The sequence below is a fragment of the Paenibacillus sp. HW567 genome, assembly GCF_000374185.1.
GTDB lineage: Bacteria > Bacillota > Bacilli > Paenibacillales > Paenibacillaceae > Paenibacillus_AQ.
This window is the reverse complement of sequence record NZ_KB910518.1, coordinates 5,107,120-5,127,788: the sequence shown is the minus strand read 5'-3', so window position 1 is coordinate 5,127,788 and position 20,669 is coordinate 5,107,120. Positions and strand designations below refer to the sequence as shown.

Sequence of the window (20,669 nt, the reverse complement as noted above, 5' to 3'; positions counted from 1 at the left end):
TGAAGGGTGGCAAGTGCACACATGAAATTTACCGACGGTCTATGGCTGGTTCGCGACGGCATTACCATTAACGGCGCTGTCCAAAACTATGTAGTGGAAAAAACTCCAGAAGGATTGACAGCAGTTACCCAAACTACTCCAATTACAGGTCGTGCAGCAACGCTGAACTCGACACTGTTGACTGTGAAATTCCATTCCCCGCTTCCGGGCGTGGTTGGCATCAAAATTGTTCATCATGACGGTGTGCAGGAACGCGGTCCGGTTTTCGAGTTGACTAAGGGAACTGGCGATCATGTGCAAATTGAAGAAAACGAAACACAAACCGTGCTGATCAGCGGCGGACTCCGTGTAGTCATCAACAAAGGAACCCAGTGGTCTGTAGATTTCTACCGCGGCAATGAGCGCATTACCGGCAGCGGTTTCAAATCCATGGCTTACATCACCGATCAGGACGGCAACACGTTCATGCGTGAAGAGCTGGATATCGGCGTAGGGGAATTCGTCTATGGTCTGGGCGAGCGCTTCACCGCTTTTGTTAAGAATGGACAGGTAGTGGATCTCTGGAATAAAGACGGCGGTACAAGCTCTGAGCAGGCATACAAGAACATTCCGTTCTATGTAACCAGCAAAGGCTACGGCGTATTCGTGAACCATCCTGAGCTGGTTTCGTATGAAATCGCTTCGGAAAAAGTAAAGAAAGCCCAATTCAGCGTAGCTGGAGAGAGCCTGGAATATTTCGTAATTGAAGGACCTACGATCAAAGAGGTTATCAGCAAATACACATCGCTTACCGGCAAGCCTGCACTTCCACCGGCATGGACCTTCGGTCTGTGGCTGACTACTTCGTTCACTACCGACTACGATGAAGCAACGGTGAATTCCTTCGTAGAAGGCATGGCAGAGCGGGACCTGCCGCTGCATGTGTTCCATTTCGACTGCTTCTGGATGCGTGAATACCAATGGACCGATTTCCAGTGGGATGAGCGCGTATTCCCGGACCCGGTTGGCATGCTGAAACGTCTGAAGGCAAAAGGCCTCAAAATCTGCGTATGGATTAACTCCTATATCGGGCAGCGTTCACCGTTGTTTGAAGAAGGCAAGAAGAATGGCTATCTGATTAAAAAAGCAAACGGCGACGTTTACCAAACGGATCTGTGGCAAGCGGGCATGGGACTCGTGGACTTCACGAACCCTGCGGCTTGTGAATGGTATGCCGGTTATCTCCGCAAGCTGGTGGATATGGGCGTAGACAGCTTCAAGACCGACTTCGGCGAACGCATTCCAACCGATGTGGTGTACTTCGACGGCTCTGACCCGCAGAAAATGCACAATTACTATACTCAAATGTACAACAAGGTTGTTTTTGAAGTGCTGGAAGAGAAGCTTGGCAAAAATGAAGCGGCGGTATTCGCACGTTCAGCAACGGCTGGCGGACAGCAGTTCCCGGTTCACTGGGGCGGCGACTGCTATGCGGATTATGAGTCGATGGCAGAAAGCCTGCGCGGCGGCCTGTCCCTCGGTCTGTCCGGCTTCGGCTTCTGGAGCCATGATATCGGCGGCTTTGAAAATACGGCTCCGGCGCACGTCTTCAAACGCTGGCTGGCCTTCGGCCTGCTCTCCAGCCACAGCCGTCTGCACGGCAGCACCTCGTACCGGGTGCCTTGGGCGTACGACGATGAAGCTGTGGATGTTACCCGCTTCTTCACCAAGCTTAAATGCAGCCTGATGCCTTACCTGTATGATGTGGCGGGACAGGCGCATGAGCAGGGCTGGGCTTCGATGCGGGCGATGGTGATGGAATTCCCGGAAGATCCTACTTGCGAAGTGCTGGACCGTCAGTACATGCTGGGTGACTCCCTGCTGGTAGCTCCAATCTTCCAGGAAAACGGCGAAGTGAAATACTATCTGCCGGCTGGCCGCTGGACACATCTGCTTAGCGGTGAAACCGTACAGGGCGGATCATGGCGCAAAGAAACGCATGATTTCTTCAGCCTGCCGCTGTTCGTACGCCAGAACTCCCTGCTTGCCACAGGCAGCGTAGATAACCGTCCGGATTATGACTTTGCGGACGGCGTGAAGTTTGGCCTGTATTCGCTTGAAGACGGCGCAGCAACTGCTGCAACCGTACGCGATATCAAAGGCGCTCCTGAGCTGACCGTGAAGGCTGAACGCAAAGGCAATACCGTAACTGTTGCTGCAGAAGGCAGCGGCAAAGCCTTCACCCTGGCTGTGAAGGATCTGGGCGCTATCGCTTCTGTAGAAGGCGCTGAACTGGTAGATGAAACTACAGTGAAAGTGAACGCCGGAGCCAAATCGGCAGCGATCACGATTACGCTAAAGTAAGAACGGGAATTCTGCTGACATCCCGAATGAATAACCTCTCTGAACGGCAGGGCTGCGAAGGCATCCTTGCTCCAGGAGAGGTTTTTTGTTGTTTTGGAAATTATGATCTTCCTTCATTGTAGCCAAGTTGAAAAAATGGAAAATAAATCCGATATAAAATAGGTACTTATACATAATGCTCTATCGTTTGACTGCAGGTACTGTAACGCAAACGAATATGCTGAAAAGTCGGAGGGAATCAATGCCATTAAAAAAACTGGTGTTCAAAGAAGATGAAGCCCGGCGCCTCCAAACGAAAATAGGACAGGTGAGCCAGGATACCAACCAGCTATATCTACAGCTTAAAGGCCAGGCCAACAATTGGGACGGAATCCCGCTGGGACAAGATGTGGTACAGGCTCAGGTGCTTATTAACGAGTTGACGGCAGAAGCAGAAAAACTGGAGGATATCATTCGGGCCGCGATTAAGGGCGTTCAGGGGGTTCAAGACGAGAACAAGCGGCAGGCAGACAAGTTAGCTCAGCAGTTCAGCCTCCTTGCGGGCATGTTCGGAAGCTTTGGGGGGAGCGGTGGAACGGGGAGGTTCTCGATTCCGGCCTTTGCCCAGAAGGCGGCTACGAATCTGATCCGTTCAGTAATGACCTTGACAGGCCGCGATGAGCTGGATAGTGATCCCGTGGTTCAGAAGCTTCGGAATATCGTCCAAAAGTCAGGTTTTGGGTCAGTGGAGAGTATTGCAGCACAAAGCAAGCTCCAGGATATCCATGAAGCGCGGGATCAGATCGCGAAGGCGCAGACGGCTTATGGTGTATATCAGGCGTTTGGCAATAATGCTCAAATGAACGCTGTACACAAGTTGGCGGAAGAGGCACGCAAGAAAATGGAATCCCTGGGGGTAGATAAAGTACAGTACCAGGCAGGGAAGGATTTGAGCGCGTATTTCAGACAGCCCGCAGTTAAAGCGTGTGACTACGATCCGTCGATTACAACCAGCAGCGTACCAATGGTACAGGATGAATCGTATCATTTGCTACTGCGAATGGCGATAGAGCCGGGAGATAAAGGCAAGTGGGCCAAGAGCCAGCTAGACATAATTCATCAGGGAGGCCAGGGAATACTCCTTACGAATCCCAATTCAGAAGCCTGGCGGGAAATCGTGAATCAGGCGATGATGCGGGATATCAAAGACGGCCCCAGGGTGGAGAAGGTCACAGGAGATCAGGGCGATTGGCAAAGGCGACCGGCCAAGAAGGATTTTATCGACAAATATTTGGTGGACCCGCTCGATGAACTGATTACAGGTAAAAAACCAGGAATCAAGACACAGGGACAGCAAGCGATGGAAGCCCAGTTTTTTGCAATGCAAATGGAGCAGCAATCCGTGCTCAGCGAGTTCACAAGCGATTTCCAGGCCACATTGCGTGGTGCAGCGAGCGCAGACCGGATCACTGAAACATTGGGAATGGGGACCGTCAATCTGAAGAGTGGAACCAATAAGAATGGGCAAATTCAGGCCTCAAGTGGAATGGCAGGAAGTGGATTTGGTAAAATAAAAGAGTTGAATGACGTAGAGGCCATTGAAACGAAGTCCATAACTAAAACAAGTAATCTGGAGAGCTTGCAGGAACTGGATGATTTAGACCTTACGATTAAGGGGACGGGTAATCTTCATCCAAATGGGACGCCCAACCCAACACATAATGCTAAAGGTGAACGGATTGATAATGTAGATGTACCTAAAGTGACATTCACTTCTATACCTGAATATATGAAACAGGAAGATATGGCAATTAATATGTACACAAACTTTAGAACTATAAATAATGATATTAGTGATATTGCAAAGAATACAGGTTGGAAAGAAGCTGATATTCAGCAGATTAAGAATCATTTGTTCATAGAGAAACATAAATTTGACAATAGACAGGTAAAATCGTTTGACCCAAACTATCAACAAGCAACGGCATGGGATCGAATGATGCAAGGAAACTACAATAAGAATGACATCTTATTGCTCAATCACGAATTGTTTGAATCTAATTACATGAAAAAGCATGGGGCTACCTATGAACAAGGACATGCAGAAGCTCAAAAGTATTATAATTGGTCAGATAGCGTATTTGAAGATTGAGGAGGAGATAGGTTTGGCTACGTACGTTTTGCTGGTGAAAGAAGAAGAAACTGAAGAGTTTGTAGTGTATAAATTTGGCCCTGATAAAGATAAATTGGGGAGATTACGGCTAAACAAAATTAGTGCAGAACCTGAGGAGATTGAAAAAGTGCCGGGCACGACTAGTAATTTCTATTATTTTACTGCAGCATCAAAACTAATTAGAATACTCAAAGAAGGAGATGGAGTTTTTCCTGACACAACGTCATACGCTTCTTAAGCCGTTACATCAAACAGGTCGATTACGGTCAGATACTACCATAGTTGGCCTGTTGTTCGCTGAAATAGTAGTGAGATTTAGGTAAAGGAAAGGCTAAGCGCCTAGCCCAAGATCAGAATTGTGTTATATGTTAGCGGTTTCGTATTAGTTTTATACTAATATTGCCCTTATACTTTGGTTGTTTACAGATTCGATTTGTATGAAGGAGCACTGAACTTATGCGTAGTCCAAAAGACCAAGCCGGAGTGTTCAGCCAGTCTGAGTATTCTTCGGCCACGGCGGTGTCAACGGCCGCCAATTATATTATGAATTCGCCGGAGCCGTTCACCCATACCTACCGGGCGTATATCCGGTTGCGGGAGAACGGGAATCTGAACCTGAAGTTCTGGCACAGCAATGCGGTGGATTCGACCTGGGATCTGGGAGCGGAAGCGTCGGGGAGTGAGCCGGGCGGAGAGTGGAGCATTGAATCGGCTTTTATTGCCGATGGAGGGCTGGCACCGGATGGCACAGTAGCGCCAGGTACACAGATTCCTGTGACCTTCACGGGAGAGGCGTCGAAGCAGGTGGCTCCCGGAGAAGCCTTCTGGAGTGATGAAGCGGAGCTTTCGCTGCCGGAGGGGCATTATTTGGCTTTTACCTGGACGATTAGAACGATTGCACCCGGCAAAACGCTCCCGTATAACGTGGAGGACGTTCTGGTATCCGCTTATGATGGTCCGGGCCATCTTGCAGGGCAGGAATCCGCAGATTCCTTCAGTGAATCGGGTAAGCTGCTGGTGCTGCCAAGCTATATCGGCTACAAGAAAAAAGTGGACAAAAAGCTGGTATTCCTCGGGGATTCCATCACCCAGGGAGTGCGGACCGGGAAGGATGAATATTCCTACTGGGCGGCGCGGATCGCCGAAGAACTTGGAACATCCTATGGGCTGTGGAATATCGGCTCCGGCTGGGGCAGAGCCTATGATGCCGCCGCTGATGGCCCTTGGCTGAACAAGGCCAAGCAGGGCGATGAAGTGCTGATTGTGCTGGGCGTGAACGATCTTGATATCGGCAAACGCTCGGCTGAAGAGCTTCTTGAAGACCTCTCGCATATCGTTTCTCTGATCAAAGGGGCCAACCCGGATATAAATGTCATCCTGAGCACGGTGCCGACATTTAATTTCCAGGACGAACGGGAAGCCGCCTGGCGCAGCGTAAATAAGCAGATTCTCACCGCTCCGCCTGCCGGGGTCAACCGTGTATTTGACATTGCGGCTGTATTGTCCATGCCAGCTCCGGCGGACCATAGAGTTCGTGCGGAGTATATGAGTAACAGCGAGGACCCGCATCCGAACGGTACCGCCGGCAGAGCGGTGGCGGATGCTTTTCTGGCATGGTACAGGGAACAGCCGGTTAGGTAAGGCTAAGCACGGATAGGATTGATCGGACGGTTCGAACACCTACAGCACACTAGGCATACTATGTAGTACTTTTAACAGGAAGGTAGTGTGCCTAGCGTGGGACTCCAAATGGGATCGCAGCAAAGTGTGCTGTATCAAGCGGATGGGAATTATATCCACAATATGCAATCTGTCAGAAATCACTTGCATAGCATATGTAGACAACATATGAATCAGCTTGTTCAAGTGAAGACATTGGACGGCCAAGTGGTTGTTGGAAGAATACGAATTGCTTGTCCTAACTCTGTTGTCCTAACTCTGCTGTACATTATCAAAAAGAGGAGAGCCTACATGACTGTAGACTCTCTTTTTTTTCGAAACGGAACCGTCCTTGTAAGGACGGCGTAGCCGTTTCCACTTGGCTTATCATGGTTAGAAAGTTTTAAGAATAATCACCAACAGAATGTACAGCACCAGGATTGTAGTAGTGGAAGTAAAAAGACCTCCAACATTTCCATAACCGCCCATGGCTTTACCTCCTTCGCATTATCATCTTACAGACCCATGATATGCATTTTCCCTAAAGGTTGTATGGACGATTGACCAGATTCTCATATTTGACTGATCCATTTATCAGGGGGTAATCCGGCTTCGGTAGTCCTTCGGAGAACTGCCAACCTGCTTCTTGAACACCTTGCTGAAATATTTGACATCGTGGAAACCGACCATTTCCGAAATTTGCGACAGCTTCAGGTTAGGATTCTGCAGCAGCAGCTTGGCTTTGTCGATGCGGACGCTGCCGATGTAATCGGAGAAATTGATGCCGTATTCCTGCTTGAATTTGCGTGAAATGTACTCGCGGCTGACGTAGAATTTGCCGGCCACCTCCTGCAGCGACAGGTCGGATTGGTAATTCTGCTCGATATATTTAACGATGTCCGTAATCGGGTTCCGTTCCTTCGCCGCTCTGTCCGCAATCTCGCGTGATACGCGCTGCATCAGTCCAAAGGACCAGTCGCGCCAGGCGAATAACGAGAAGGAGTAACCGCCAGGCAGCGGAGGCGGATTCAGCAGATCTGTACGCTCCAGCTCTGCCAAGGCGCTGTCCGCTTGAGTGCCCAGCGCCTCGCGCACCAGCCGGGAGCGGAACAGCAGGGCGTCGGCCTTCCAGGAATTCAGCAGCTCCGGCGTGATCACTCCCCGGCGGCTAAGCTCGTGGGTCCAATGCTGCGCTGCCGCCGACAAAACCTCGGGACTGCCGCTGATCACGGCGAGGCGCCATTCCTCCTGCACATCGGCAAACATAATCGGCGGCTCGCCCCCTGTATTTACCGGTTCAGCAGGAGGGTGGAAATGGAAATAATCTTCATGTCTTAATAGGTTCCGCCGGAGCAGTGCTTCGGCGGCTTCTGCGCGTTCTGCCGGCAGTCCTCCGGGCAAGGCTCCTATGGAGCTGATGCCGAAATGCATCCTGAACTGCAGCGTCAAAAAAATCCCCTCATTGATCCGGTTGATCAGCTCGGTCACTGATTCCTGAACATCCCACAGGATAATTGCAATTTCCGGCGGTCCCCCCCAATACCGGAAGGCAATGCCCTTGCGCGGAAGCTGCAAAAACTCATTGCAGATGTTGACGATGGCGTAATACAGCAGCTCGCTGTCTCCACCGAACCGCTTGAGGAGCTGATTGTTGCCGGGGTCCGTCTGGACCAGAATCAGCCTGGAGCTGCCTGCGCTTTGCGGGATTACCCCCTCATCCAAAAGCCTGCGCAGCGAAGCTTCGGCATTGATCGGGTCGTCGATCAGCGCCGACAGCAGCTTCTCCCCATAGATCGGCTTGATTTCGTTCAGCCGGATGCTTTGGCGCTGCCGGTGGCTGCGCTCCTCTTCCTCGGACCGCCAGGCAGCGACGGCCTTGGATACGGCACCATTGATCATTTCCGCCTCTATTGGCTTAAGAATATAGTCAATCCCGCCATGACGGACGGTCTGGCGGACAAAATCAAAATCATTATGGCCGCTGACCACAATAAACTTGGTGTTGCCGGCGAATTCATTGACCCAGGTCATCAGCTCGACTCCATTGCCTGATTCCATCATCATATCCATGATGACCAGCGCGGGCTTCTCCTTGCGGATCAGCTCGATGGCTTCATTGCCGTTTCCGGCCTCCAGAATATCTCCGATTTGATGGGCTTCCCAGTCAACGAGGAGCCGGACCGCCTTGCGGACCCTGGCTTCGTCGTCTACAATCAGTGCCTTCATATAGCTTCACTCTCCACTACAATTTCAAATTGCAGGCTGACAATTACGCCGCCTGCCTTCAGATTATCCACAGTCAGCGTCGCGCTGTCCCCGCAGACGAGCCGCAGCCGGGCCAGCACATTCGGCAGGCCGATCCGTACGCCCGGGGCGTCGCGTTTGCTGTCTATATCCTTTAAGGGGTCGATATCCACCCGGACGGGATGCTGAAGCTCCTGCTGCAAGGCTTCCAGCCTGGAAGCGGGAATGGAGCTGCCGTTGTTGCGGATAAGGATCTCCATCCGGCCGGAAGGCAGCCGGGCTGCCATAATTTCAACCAGCCCGTCCGTGCGGGCGAGATTGAAGCCGTGCTTGAAATAATTTTCCACAATCGGCTGGAGGATCATCTTGGGCATGAGCGCGTTCAGCAGCGATTCCTCCATATCGTAGCGGAAAGTGAACTTATTTTCAAAACGTTCCTTCTGCAGCTCGATATAAGCTTTCACATGGTCCAGCTCATCCTGTATCGTAACAATCTTCTCATGATTGTACATACTGTAGCGCATCATTTTGGCCAGAGCCGAGAGCAGGGCATAGATTTGCGGGACCTTAAGCTCCAGGGCCAGCGTGCCGATAATCTGCAGCGTGTTATTCAGAAAATGCGGATTGATCTGCGCCTGCAGCGCCCGTAGCTCATTGGTTTTATTGGACAGCTCCAGCCGGTATTCCCGCAAAATCAGGTTGTTGATCGTATTCATCATGCTGCGGAAGCGCTCGGTTACCAGCCCGATTTCATCCTTGCCCGCAGGCTTGATATCAATCTCCAGATTACCGGTCTGGACCTGGTTCATGTATCTTGCCAACTGCTTGATCGGGGCGGTGATCCGAAAGGAGATCAGAATTGTCAGCGCGACGATCATGATCATCAGCAGCACCAGCAGCAGCATATTGATTCCGGCGGCTTCCTTCGCTTCACGGTACAGATAGGAGACGGGAATTTGCTTCACCAGCGTCCAGTTCAGGCCCGGGCTTTCAATCTTTTGATAAATAAACACCGCCCCATCCTCTTCAAAATAACCGTGGGGCTGTCCGCTTGCGGCAATTTGCTTGTCATACCAGGAGGCATTCAGCGGTTTGCCCAGGTCCGCCTCGTCATGGCTGTACACCAGCTTACCTTTGCCGTCCACCAGGTAGATGTTTTCTTTTCCCTGCTCATAGAGCTGATTCATGATATCGGTAAAGGCGGTCAGCTTCACATCAATCGACAGATAGCCAAGTGCAGCGGTAGACGGGATTTGCTCGATCCGCCGGTGCAGCGTAAATACCGGCTCCGGAGTCATTGGTGTATTGGGTGTATTCAGCCCGTAGCTGTTGCTGATGTGGGTGCTCTGAACAGATACAGGGTTATCCCCAGTGATCCGGGATTCGCTGTAGGGCGGAATTCCCTGCCAGCGCGTTGGCATGGTGCTATGCGATAAGAGCGTAGCTTTGCTGTCCTTGACGCCGTACAAATAGACCTGTGAGATGTCAGTCATAGAGGTCAATATATAATTCAGCGAGGAGTAAATCTGGATATTGGCCGACATATCGTCGTATCCGGCTTCCAGCAGCCTGTAAGAGTCTGAATCGGAGTAGAAAACAAGGGACAGCCGATTGACCTCCTGAATGAGGTTGTTGATATTTTTGTAGCCCTGGTACAGCAGATTTGTATTCTCATCCACAGCCCGGGTCCTAAGAGATTTCGTCGTGTAAGAATAGCTGATATACATCGTAGCGATAATACAAATTAAGGTCGGCAGGAGTAAAAAAACGATCAGCTTGGTGCGAATACTGTTCCATTTCATCGATTTATGTCACATCCGATCAATATTTTACACCTGAAAGATCACCTGAGTAGGTGTAAGCGGTTCTTCAAAAAACAGATAATATGTTTAGATCATAAACAAGTAAGTGAGTAAAAGAAAGGGGGGACGGGTGAATGCGCGGTTCGAAGTTGTCCCAATTCGGTCAACAGACTTTTTTCGTTGGCCCGGCAGTATTGTTTTTTACCCTGATTACGATTATTCCATTTCTGATGGGGATGTATTATTCCTTCACGGACTGGAACGGGGTATCGGGAAATGTAAGCTGGGTTGGCATTGATAACTTTAAAGCGATATTTACAAACGATCCGGATTTCTGGTCATCCTTCTGGTTCACCGTCAGATTTACTTTGCTAGGGGTGGTTCTGACCAATATAGTGGGCTTTTTCCTGGCCTATCTGCTGACCAAACCTTTAAAAACACGCAATATGCTCCGGACCATTTTTTTCATGCCGAATGTTATCGGGGGATTGTTGCTTGGTTTCATATGGCAGTTCATCTTCATCAAAGGGTTCGCCACGATGGGCGATATTACCGGCTGGTCCTTCTTTAATCTTCCTTGGCTCGGCGATGCGACAACCGGCTTCTGGGCAATTGTTATGGTGTTCGTCTGGCAGTCCTCCGGTTATCTGATGGTCATCTACATCGCTTCGCTCAGCAATGTGTCCAAAGAGGTACTGGAAGCGGCTGAAATCGACGGGGCTTCCCGGATGCAGGTGCTTCGCAGTATTATCGTTCCTTTGATTATGCCTGCGGTAACGATTGGTTTGTTCCTGGCAATTTCCTGGTCCTTCAAAATGTTCGACCTGAACCTTTCCCTGACGAAAGGCGGACCGTTCAAATCAACGGAATCCGTAGCCATGAACATTTACAATGAAGCCTTCCTGAACAACCGTTACGGTCTGGGTACGGCCAAAGCGCTGCTGTTCTTCCTGATTGTAGCGATTATCACCGTGATTCAGGTCCGTGTCACGAAGAGCAAGGAGGTAGAGGCTTAATGAATGCAAAGTCAAAAGGCAGATGGAATATCGGCGTTGAAGTGCTTATGATCCTTCTGGCCCTGCTGTTTCTCTCGCCGTTCTATTTCCTGATTGCGAACTCGGTGAAATCCTTTGGTGAGATTCTAAGCAACGCGGCAAGCTGGCCGCAGGAAATCATGTGGTCGAACTATTCGAACGCCTGGAAATTGGCCCGCTTCTCCGAAGCTTTCCGCAATTCGCTGATTATTACCATCATCTCTGTCATTCTGATCTCGCTGTTCAGCGCAATGGCCGCCTACCGGATGGTTCGCGCCGACACACGGTTCAATCGGGTGCTGCTGCTGTTGTTCGTAGCGGCGATGGTGGTTCCGTTCCAGACTATAATGATTCCTATCTTGAAGGTCGTTAATGTATTGGGGATCAATAACTCCTTTGCGGGTCTGATCACCACCAACCTGGGACTCAGCGTTCCGATGGCGATCTTCCTGTTCCACGGCTTCATCAAGTCGGTTCCTCTTGAGATTGAAGAGGCGGCAACGGTTGACGGCTGCAATCCGATCTCGGCGTTTTTCCGGATTGTGCTTCCTTTGCTGAAGCCGATGCTTATGACCATTATCGTGCTTAATGCTCTTGGGATTTGGAATGACTATCTGCTCCCGTCCCTGATTCTTCAGGCGCCTGAGCTGCGTACCATTCCGCTGGCTACCTTCTCGTTCTTCGGACAATATACGAAGCAATGGGATATGGCGCTTCCGGCGCTGACACTCGGGGTTGCTCCCATCGTCATTTTCTATCTGTTCATGCAGCGTTACATTGTTGAGGGAATAGCGGCTGGCTCGGTGAAAGGTTAATGACCCGAGCCCCCGTTCCACATAAATTTCAGCAGTTAAATTATTCAAGGGGGAAATTAGAATGATGAAGAAACGTTCTGCACTGATGCTGTCTTCCGTAATGCTTATGACAGTCGTGCTTGCGGCTTGTGGCGGAAATTCCAATAATAAAGCTGCTTCTAATGCATCAAATGGAAGCGCTGGCAACACATCCGGCGAAGTGAAAACGGTTAAAATCTTTCAGTTCAAAACCGAAATTGTTGAAGGGCTGAATGAGCTGAAGGTTGAATTTGAAAAAGAGCATCCAAACATTAAGCTGGACATTCAAACTGTTGGCGGCGGCGCAGACTATGCGGCAGCCCTGAAAACAAAATTTGCTTCCGGCGATGCGCCTGATATTTTCTCCAATGGCGGATACGCCGAAATGGACCTGTGGGCAGACAAGCTGGAAGACCTGTCCGATCAGCCTTGGGTGAAGGATCTGATTCCTATGGCGGCAGAGCCAATGACCAAGGACGGTAAAACCTACGGGATGCCAATGAACCTTGAAGGTATCGGTTATATATACAACAAGGATCTGTTCGCCAAAGCCGGTATCACCGAAACGCCTAAAACGATCACCGAGCTTGAGGAAGACGCGAAGAAGCTTCAGGCCATCAATGTAATTCCTTTCGGCAACGCTTATCAGGAATGGTGGCTGCTGGGCAACCAGGGCATCAGCGTAGCTTTTGCACAGCAGGATAATGTAGATGAATTCATCAAGGGACTCAACGGAGGCACAGCTTCTATCGTAGGCAACCCGATATTCAAGGACTGGAGCAACCTGCTTCAATTGACTGTAAAGTACGGCCAGAAAAATCCTCTGACTACAGACGCCAACACTCACCTGGCCATGTTCGCCAATGGTGAAACGGCTATGATGCAGGAAGGCAACTGGGCACAAACGCTGGTAGACAACATTAAGCCCGGCATGAACATCGGTATGTTCCCTATGCCAATCAGTGATGATGCCGCCAAGAACGACAAAATGACTGTAGGTATCCCTGCCAACCTGGTAGTCAACAAGGATTCCGCATCCAAAGAAGAAGCCAAGACCTTCCTCAACTGGCTCGTTACTTCCGACATGGGTAAAGAATATATCACTAAAAAATGGAAATTCATCCCTGCTTTGAAAACCCTCGAGGTTGCTCCTGATGTGATTGGGGGACTGGGTACGGATGTATGGAACTATGTAAAGGAAGACAAGGTATACGGTTTGCAATCCTCCAAATTCCCTGATGGCGTTACTCAGGAATTCGCCAGTGTGATCCAGCAGTTGATCGCTGGTAAATCGGATGAAGCCGGCTGGGAGAAGAACATGCAGGCCGCTTGGGATAAGCTGAAGAAATAAGGCTTGAAACATATAAGTTGAACTTGAAAGAAGAATAAAAAGGGCAGAAGTAACGGAGGGGAAGTTTGGAACTGGAAGAGCGGTAGCGTCCGCCTTTGCCTGCGGATTTCCACCGCGAAGAGCGGTACAAATCAAGAAATCTGCAGGCAACAGCGGCTGGAAGTCCAAACATTCCCCGCAGTTACAACTAGGCCCGAATATGAAAAACTAAAGTTCAACTTATATTGACAACATACAGAGAGGTCCAATAGGGATCAAGCTTGTTTTTGGAAAAAGTGGATTTGCAAAGGACACTCCGTCTTCCCATCATTGATGTGAGGCGGGGTGTCTTTTTGATAAAATCGAATGGTAAAAGCATGACGCCTATGAAGGGGGAATGGATGAGTGGCTAGAGACAGCTATATGAATGTTCAGGTAGGGGTTGATTACTATCCTGAGCACTGGGATGAATCGTTGTGGGAGCCGGATGTTAAGCTAATGAAGGAAAGCGGCGTCCGGGTGGTCCGGGTGGCGGAGTTTGCCTGGAGCCGGCTGGAGCCTTCGGAGGGAGATTTCCAGTTCGGCTGGCTGGATCGTGCAATTGGCCTGTTCCATAAGTACGGCCTGCTGGTCGTTATCGGGACCCCCACGGCTACGCCGCCGCGCTGGCTGACGCATGATTATCCCGATGTGCTGCCGGTGTTTGCGGACGGGCGGATTTTTCATGAAGGGGTGCGCGGGCACCGGTGTTATAACAGTGCCTCGCTCCGTAAATACGGAAACCGTATGATAGACCGTCTCGCGCGGCATTACAGCAGCCATCCGGCTGTGATCGGCTGGCAGACCGACAACGAATTCGGCATGCTAGATTGTCACTGCGATTCTTGCAACAACGCCTTTCGTACCTGGGTGAAGGGGAAATACGGATCTCTGGAGAACGTTAATGAGGCTTGGGGGACGGTGGTCTGGAGCGGGGAGTATAGCGTTTGGGAGCAACTGACGGTTCCGTACGGCGGTTCGCCCCATCAGAATCCGTCGCTTTTGCTTGATTTTCAGCGTTTTCAGTGGGAAGCGGTGGCCGATTTCCAGAAAGCGCAGATAGATATTCTGCGAACCGTATGTCCTGAGCATTTCATCACCCATAACTTCCACAGCTATCCGCAGCGCTTGAATCTGTATCCGGTGGGGGAGGAACTGGATGTGGCGGCTTTTGACTATTATCCGAACACCTCTCCGGCCAAGCAGTCTACCACTCCTTACAGCGGAGCGTTGTCTCTGGATCTGACCCGCGGCATTAAGCGGCAAAATTTCTGGATCATGGAGCAGCTAAGCGGGTCACCGGTCTGCTGGATGCCGATGTGGCGCACACCATATCCCGGATTCATCCGTGCATATGCCTGGCAGGCCATCGCCAGAGGCGCGGATACCGTGGTGCATTTCCGCTGGAGAAGCGCAGCAGCCGGAGCGGAGCAGTTCTGGCATGGGCTGATCGACCACAGCAATGTACCGGGACGCCGGTTCGCGGAGTTCACCCAGTTCGCGGGGGAGGTCAATCAGTTGTCGGATCTGCTGAAGGGAACGGTGCTGAAGAATGAGGCCGCAATCCTGAATTCCCACGAGCAGCTAGTCGCGCTGGACATCCAGCCGCAGGTGGAGAACATGGATTATTACGAGAATATCAAGCAATATCACCGTGTGCTTACGAAGCTCGGCATCGGCTGTGATGTCATCAACTGGAGAGAAGCGCTGGATGGCTACAAAGTGGTCATTGCCCCAAGTCTTTATCTGATGGATGAGGAGGCTGCTGCGGGTTTTGAGGCTTTTGCAGCGGAAGGCGGCACGCTGATCCTTACGAACCGCAGCGGGGTGAAGCACATGAACAATGTAGCGGTGATGCAGCAATTGCCCGGCCTGCTGAGCCATGCTGCCGGGGTGCGTGTGGATGAGTATGATCCAATCGGCACAGAGCCGCACAGCATTGTGGATGAAGAGGGCACTGCCTATGCATGCAGCCAGTGGAATGATCTGCTCACGCCGGTTACGGCTGAGCCTATCGCCTGGTATGGCGATGATTTCTATGCCGGCATCCCGGCTGTTACCGTCAACCGTTTCGGTAAGGGACAGGTTTATTACTTCGGCACCCATGCCGAAGAGAGCTACTGGTCCGGCCTGCTGGAAGGAGTGGCGGAGAAGGAGGGTCTGCTGCGCTTCGCGGGCCTGCCGGAAGGCGTTCAGGCTAGTGTCCGCAGCGGGGAGAGCGGCAGCTTCCTGTTCCTGCTGAACCTGAGCCGGCAGCCTCAGGCTGTTCCGCTGTCGCGCCGCTATTCCAGCGTGCTCGACGGCGGGGAGCGCTCTGGCGAGCTGGCGCTTGCGCCTTACGGGGTGGAGATATTGAAGCTGTAGCGGGGGAAAGTGAGCGGGGGGCGGGCCTGCGGTGCTTCATTGTTGTGTGAGCAGAGAGTGAGTGGAATTCCGAAGGGGTTCTTCATGCAAATGGAATTTGTACCACTAATTTAAGCGTATGGACTCCCGGAACAGCCGTAGTCCATTAAGCGTATGGGCTCCCCAAACAGCCGTAGTCCGGCATCAGAGCTAAATCTGTGGGTGAGGTCATACACACAGGGGTGGGTGAAAAGAAACCGCAGCAGCCGTGTCGGCTCCTTACGGACTTGAGAGGCGTTATTCGCAAGAAAACGTCAATTTTTGCGGCTTAACGGACCGACGGGCGCTTATGGTCTCCCAAAGGAACGTTTAGGAGCGGAATATTCGATCATAAAGCCCGTGGTGTCCGTAACTTCCCCAAGCCGTGACTCTCATCGGAATTAAGCGCACCACAGTCCGTAACGCCGAGCCAAACGCAAATTCAAGAACGAACCCCGTCTGGGAAGGGGGATGCCTGAGGGAGGAGCGCTCCACGCCTTCTGTCCTTCGGGCATCCCACGCCCTACTCCTCCATTGTAAATCTGACGCTCTACTAGTGGGGAAACAGTACCACTAATTCGCCCCCTGCGGGCTTTGAAGCTGGTTTTCGGCAAAAATTAAGTGGACAAATTCCCGCTGGCGCCACTAAAATCGGGATTTCGACAAAGTTAAGCGGACAAATTCCCGCTGGCGATCCGGTTGGCTGTATGCCAAGGCTTATATGATGTAAGCAATTGAGGGGCTTCAGTGTTGAGCACTAATTTGCGCTGCGAGGGGCTTATACACGTCGAGCTTGCACTCTGGGTCTGTATGTATTGTATTGCTCGCTGCCCATAGCAGCCGAGTTTAGATTTTCATGTATTGCTGTGTTTGCGCGCTGTTCTTAACAGCCGCGCACGTCTGTACTGCTTTCCGCGCTGTGTTCTAATCAGCCGCGGAGCTTTAGGGTTTGAATGGTTTTGGGTGCAAGCCCAGGAGGAGAGGGGAGGAACGGAGAGAAATTTTGGAACTGTAGGAGCGATAGCGACCGCCTGAAAGCTTTCCAACGGAAAGCTCGCATCGGAAGCATATGCTATTCTCGGATTCCAACCACCTGGCGGTTCAAATCAGGAATCCGAGAATAACAGCGGCCGAAAGTCCAAACATTTCTCGCAGTGACGGAGATTCTCCTCCTCCCCTCTGCAGACACAACTTGTTCAAAGCCCTAACACCAACGCGCCCTTTAGTGCAGCCGCCTAAATTGCTCCGGCGTAATCGCCGACTGCTTGCGGAAGGTGGCCACGAAGTGGCTGACATCGCGGAAGCCGACCCGCTGCGAGATCGCTTTTACCGTGAGATCGGGCCGGCTGACCAGCAGCTCCTTGCTCTTGCGGATACGCAGACGGACGAAGTAGGCGTAAGGGGAGAGGCCGAAGGTCTGCATGAACAGGCTGTTGAGATAGCGCCCGGATACATCTAACTGCGCGGCCAGATCATGCAGTCCGATATCGGGATCGCCATAGTGGCTGTCCATCCATTTGAGCAGCGGCTGCAGCTTGTCCACATTGCGGGAAATGGGGGTATTGTTGTGAAGCTGCCCGTATTTGCTCAGGGTAATCAGGAAGCGGTAAGCATCCGTAGAAGCACCGAGGCTGAACATATCTTCAGCGGCATCATGGCGGTCGAGCATTTCCTTGAGCATCAGTGGCAGCGGAGCTTCACTCTCCCAGCGGTAGAACGAATTGGCGCTCATGCCGAGCGAATCGAGAATCTGCCGGGCAGAGCTTCCTTCGAAGGTCAGATAATACGTGCACCAAGGCTCAGCGGAGAGCGCCTCATAACGGTGGGGGGTACCCGGAAAGAGCAGCACACCGCTGCCTTCGGCGAGCGTAAGCTGTTTGTTCTCGCAATGAATCACGCCTTCGCCCTGTGAAGTCTGGAGCCAGTGGTAGGCATGGTAGCCGTCGGGGCGGGATACTTTTTCCTGATCAGGGTTGTACCCCATACTGTCTAGGGTAATTGGCAACGGGTGTCCGCCTTCCTGGGCAAACACAATTCTGCGGGGGGCTGTCACAAGCAAAACATTCATCTCCTGTTGAGTTCCATATTATTATATGGTGAGGCGCTATTATTATATTTAAAGCGATACAGTAAACGTTTACAATAAGGATATACTTATACTATAAAGGATGTGCGATTCGTGATCAACGATAAATTGCCGAAGATTTGGTATGGTGGAGATTACAATCCTGAGCAGTGGGACGCCCCGGTATGGGCAGAGGATGAACGGATGTTCAAGCTGGCGGGTATTGATGTTGCGACGATTAATGTATTTTCATGGGCACTCATTCAGCCGTCTGAAGACACATATGATTTCTCAGGACTTGATGAATTAATGGACCGCTTATATAAAAATGGAACCTATGTCTGCCTGGCCACAAGCACCGGCGCTCATCCGGCCTGGATGGCACACCGCTATCCCGAAGTTACCCGGGTGGATGTGCAGGGCAGAAAACGCAAATTCGGCGGACGCCACAACTCCAATCCGAACAGTCCGGTGTACCGTAAGTTTGCCGCCAAGCTTGCAGGCAAGCTCGCCGAGCGCTACAAGGACCATCCGGGGCTGGTGGCCTGGCATATCTCCAATGAATATGGCGGCTACGATTATTCCGAGCAATCCGAAGCGGCTTTCCGCGTCTGGCTGAAGGACCGTTACGGCTCGCTGGATGCCCTCAACAAAGCGTGGAATACCCGTTTCTGGGGACATACCTTCTATGATTGGGAGGAAATTGTCCTGCCGAGCGAGCTGAGTGAGGAGTGGAACGGCAACCGGACCAACTTCCAGGGCATCTCCCTTGATTTCCGCCGGTTCATGTCCCACAGTCTGCTCGAATGCTACAAAATCGAATATGACGCCATCAAGGAGCACAGCACGAATGTTCCGGTTACAACCAACCTGATGGGCTTCTATCCGGAGCTGAACTATTTTGAATGGGCCAAGCACATGGATGTGGTCTCCTGGGATAACTATCCGTCGCTGGATACCCCGGTCAGCCATACAGCAATGACCCATGACCTGATGCGCGGCCTCAAAAATGGACAGCCGTTCATGCTGATGGAGCAGACGCCAAGCCAGCAGAACTGGCAGCCGTACAACTCGCTGAAGCGCCCGGGCGTAATGCGTCTGTGGAGCTATCAGGCGGTAGCGCGCGGCGCGGATACGGTGCTGTTCTTCCAGCTCCGCCGTTCCATCGGCGCTTGCGAGAAGTACCATGGTGCGGTGATCGAGCATGTGGGACATGAGCACACACGGGTGTTCCGGGAATGCGCCGAGCTCGGCAAAGAGCTGGAGCAGCTTGGCGGCGAGTTGCTGGATGCGCGCAGCCAGGCGGAGATCGGGATCATTTACGATTGGGAAAACCGCTGGGCGCTTGATCTTTCAAGCGGACCTTCGGTAGCGCTGGATTACGTGAATGAAGTGCATAAATATTACGATGCGCTGTATCAGCAGAACATCGAAGCCGATATGATCGGTGTCGAAGAGGAGCTGTCCAAATACAAAATCGTCATTGCACCGGTGCTGTATATGATTAAGCCGGGTTTTGCCGAGAAGGTTGAAGCCTTCGTGAAGGCGGGCGGCACGTTCGTTACCACTTATTTCAGCGGAATCGTAAATGAAAATGATCTGGTTACCGTAGGCGGCTACCCTGGAGAGCTGCGCAAGGTGCTTGGCATCTGGGCCGAGGAAATTGACGCGCTGCTGCCGGGAATGAGCAATGAAATCGTCATGAACAAAGAATGGGGGGCGCTGAACCGCACGTACCCATGCGACCTGCTGTGCGATCTGATTCACGCCGAAGGCGCAGAAGTGCTGGCACAGTACGGCTCCGACTTCTACAAAGGCATGCCGGCATTGACGGTGAACAGCTTTGGCGAAGGTAAAGCCTATTATGTGGCGACCAGCCCGGATGCGGCATTCCTGCAAGGGTTCCTGTCGAACCTGTGCGCAGAGCAGGAGATTTCTCCGCTGGTAAGCGCACCGGAAGGCATCGAATCCGTACAACGCGTCAAGGACGGTGTATCCTACCTGTTCCTGCTGAATCACAAAGAAGGCGAGCTTAGCGCGGATATCGGCTCTACTGAACGCACCGATCTGCTGACCGGCAAGAAATTCAGCGGCACTGCCGTTGTCCCGGGCCGGGGAGTTCTGATTTTGTCGGATAAGCAATAGGTGCAGCTTGAAATGGTGCAAGGCAATAACCAGTGAGATATGACAAAAGAGGGCGATACTCCGGGCTTCGGTGCCTGGGGGTGTTGCCCTTTTTATGTTGCCCGAGGGAAGATACCCGATTAAGCTCATGTCTGTCTTCACACCTAAGCCCTAACTGTATTTGGTGCAATTAAAGAGTGCTATTTTTGTGTGGAAACTGTTCTAATTGCACTTTGTACACTTATATTTACAGCTATTTTGTAAAAAGAGGTTTTCCGTCATTTTTAACTGTACAGAATACAGCTATCACTAGAAAAAGGGGACTTTGCACCTTTTTAATTGCAGTAAATACAATTGGCCGGCGGGAATTCGACTGGCTGGTATGTGTTCAGCATTAAAAGTTGTTTACAGGTAAATAGGTCTGAGGAGCAACTCGCATCAAATCAGTATCAACGCTTTTCGTTGCGGTCCAATGGACAAGTGCTAAATTAATGGGTGTCAAGATGTTCAACGTTTCCTTATACTAAAAAAGGAGACTCCGCCGCGCCAACGGCAAAGTCTCCTTTAGGACCATGTGGATCACCACGGCGCGCATGAACAAAATAGCTAGCTCAAGCGAAACCCACCGTTAGGGTGCCAACCTATTACGCGGTGGGTTTTCG

The 20,669-nt window shown here is 51.4% G+C and carries 13 protein-coding genes; 9 read left to right on the top strand and 4 right to left on the bottom strand.

The features are described from left to right. Positions 1-21 precede the first annotated feature (21 nt). The 4 genes from yicI to B212_RS0122670 all read left to right on the top strand — a co-directional run bounded on the left by yicI (position 22) and on the right by B212_RS0122670 (position 6,136). Positions 22-2,343, top strand: coding sequence for an alpha-xylosidase (gene yicI / locus B212_RS0122685; protein ID WP_019913429.1), 2,322 nt, complete (start codon positions 22-24; stop codon positions 2,341-2,343). A gap of 241 nt (positions 2,344-2,584) precedes the next feature. Then, complete coding sequence (locus B212_RS35530; protein ID WP_019913428.1) at positions 2,585-4,474, top strand: hypothetical protein; 1,890 nt, start codon at positions 2,585-2,587, stop codon at positions 4,472-4,474. Between the two features lie 13 nt (positions 4,475-4,487). Further along, positions 4,488-4,733: a hypothetical protein gene (locus B212_RS0122675; protein ID WP_019913427.1), complete on the top strand. Its 246-nt coding sequence runs from the start codon at positions 4,488-4,490 to the stop codon at positions 4,731-4,733. A gap of 218 nt (positions 4,734-4,951) precedes the next feature. Then, entirely contained in the window at positions 4,952-6,136 is a 1,185-nt protein-coding gene (locus tag B212_RS0122670; protein ID WP_019913426.1) for an SGNH/GDSL hydrolase family protein, read from the top strand. A 411-nt stretch (positions 6,137-6,547) separates the two neighbouring features. Here the strand turns inward: B212_RS0122670 and B212_RS35525 are convergent, their stop codons facing one another. The 3 genes from B212_RS35525 to B212_RS0122655 all read right to left on the bottom strand — a co-directional run bounded on the left by B212_RS35525 (position 6,548) and on the right by B212_RS0122655 (position 10,200). Further along, a complete protein-coding gene (locus B212_RS35525) occupies positions 6,548-6,643 on the bottom strand; it encodes a hypothetical protein (RefSeq protein ID WP_019913425.1) in 96 nt (31 codons plus the stop codon). Positions 6,644-6,748: 105 nt separating this feature from the next. Beyond that, positions 6,749-8,380, bottom strand: a complete 1,632-nt coding sequence (locus B212_RS0122660; RefSeq protein ID WP_019913424.1) for a helix-turn-helix domain-containing protein — start codon at positions 8,378-8,380, stop codon at positions 6,749-6,751. Continuing rightward, the gene (locus B212_RS0122655) at positions 8,377-10,200 is read right to left on the bottom strand and encodes a cache domain-containing sensor histidine kinase (RefSeq protein ID WP_019913423.1); all 1,824 of its coding nucleotides are present in this window, start codon (positions 10,198-10,200) and stop codon (positions 8,377-8,379) included. Before B212_RS0122655 ends, B212_RS0122660 begins: the two co-directional genes overlap by 4 nt. Before the next feature lie 134 nt (positions 10,201-10,334). On the opposite strand from B212_RS0122655, the gene B212_RS0122650 reads away from it, so the two are divergent. From B212_RS0122650 to B212_RS0122635, 4 genes are all read left to right on the top strand, one after another. Beyond that, positions 10,335-11,216, top strand: a complete 882-nt coding sequence (locus B212_RS0122650; RefSeq protein WP_019913422.1) for a carbohydrate ABC transporter permease — start codon at positions 10,335-10,337, stop codon at positions 11,214-11,216. Beyond that, positions 11,216-12,049: a carbohydrate ABC transporter permease gene (locus tag B212_RS0122645; RefSeq protein ID WP_019913421.1), complete on the top strand. Its 834-nt coding sequence runs from the start codon at positions 11,216-11,218 to the stop codon at positions 12,047-12,049. Before B212_RS0122650 ends, B212_RS0122645 begins: the two co-directional genes overlap by 1 nt. Positions 12,050-12,110: 61 nt before the next feature. Then, positions 12,111-13,418 carry an extracellular solute-binding protein gene (locus B212_RS0122640; RefSeq protein ID WP_019913419.1) on the top strand — a complete coding sequence of 436 codons (1,308 nt, stop codon included), beginning with the start codon at positions 12,111-12,113 and terminating at the stop codon, positions 13,416-13,418. 384 nt (positions 13,419-13,802) lie between these two features. Beyond that, the gene (locus B212_RS0122635; RefSeq protein ID WP_019913418.1) at positions 13,803-15,800 is read left to right on the top strand and encodes a beta-galactosidase; all 1,998 of its coding nucleotides are present in this window, start codon (positions 13,803-13,805) and stop codon (positions 15,798-15,800) included. 1,240 nt (positions 15,801-17,040) lie between these two features. Here the strand turns inward: B212_RS0122635 and B212_RS0122630 are convergent. Continuing rightward, positions 17,041-17,886, bottom strand: coding sequence for an AraC family transcriptional regulator (locus B212_RS0122630; protein ID WP_156830189.1), 846 nt, complete (start codon positions 17,884-17,886; stop codon positions 17,041-17,043). Between the two features lie 111 nt (positions 17,887-17,997). Here B212_RS0122630 and B212_RS0122625 point away from each other — a divergent pair, with 111 nt between their 5' ends. Then, on the top strand, positions 17,998-20,028 hold the full coding sequence (locus B212_RS0122625; protein ID WP_019913416.1) for a beta-galactosidase: 2,031 nt from the start codon (positions 17,998-18,000) through the stop codon (positions 20,026-20,028). Positions 20,029-20,669: the final 641 nt, after the last annotated feature.

Coding starts and splice junctions, on each gene's coding strand:
- yicI (WP_019913429.1), top strand. CDS start 22: ATGAAATTTACCGACGGTCTATGGCTGGTTCGCGACGGCATTACCATT.
- B212_RS35530 (WP_019913428.1), top strand. CDS start 2,585: ATGCCATTAAAAAAACTGGTGTTCAAAGAAGATGAAGCCCGGCGCCTC.
- B212_RS0122670 (WP_019913426.1), top strand. CDS start 4,952: ATGCGTAGTCCAAAAGACCAAGCCGGAGTGTTCAGCCAGTCTGAGTAT.
- B212_RS35525 (WP_019913425.1), bottom strand. CDS start 6,643: ATGGGCGGTTATGGAAATGTTGGAGGTCTTTTTACTTCCACTACTACA.
- B212_RS0122660 (WP_019913424.1), bottom strand. CDS start 8,380: ATGAAGGCACTGATTGTAGACGACGAAGCCAGGGTCCGCAAGGCGGTC.
- B212_RS0122655 (WP_019913423.1), bottom strand. CDS start 10,200: ATGAAATGGAACAGTATTCGCACCAAGCTGATCGTTTTTTTACTCCTG.
- B212_RS0122650 (WP_019913422.1), top strand. CDS start 10,335: ATGCGCGGTTCGAAGTTGTCCCAATTCGGTCAACAGACTTTTTTCGTT.
- B212_RS0122645 (WP_019913421.1), top strand. CDS start 11,216: ATGAATGCAAAGTCAAAAGGCAGATGGAATATCGGCGTTGAAGTGCTT.
- B212_RS0122640 (WP_019913419.1), top strand. CDS start 12,111: ATGATGAAGAAACGTTCTGCACTGATGCTGTCTTCCGTAATGCTTATG.
- B212_RS0122630 (WP_156830189.1), bottom strand. CDS start 17,886: ATGAATGTTTTGCTTGTGACAGCCCCCCGCAGAATTGTGTTTGCCCAG.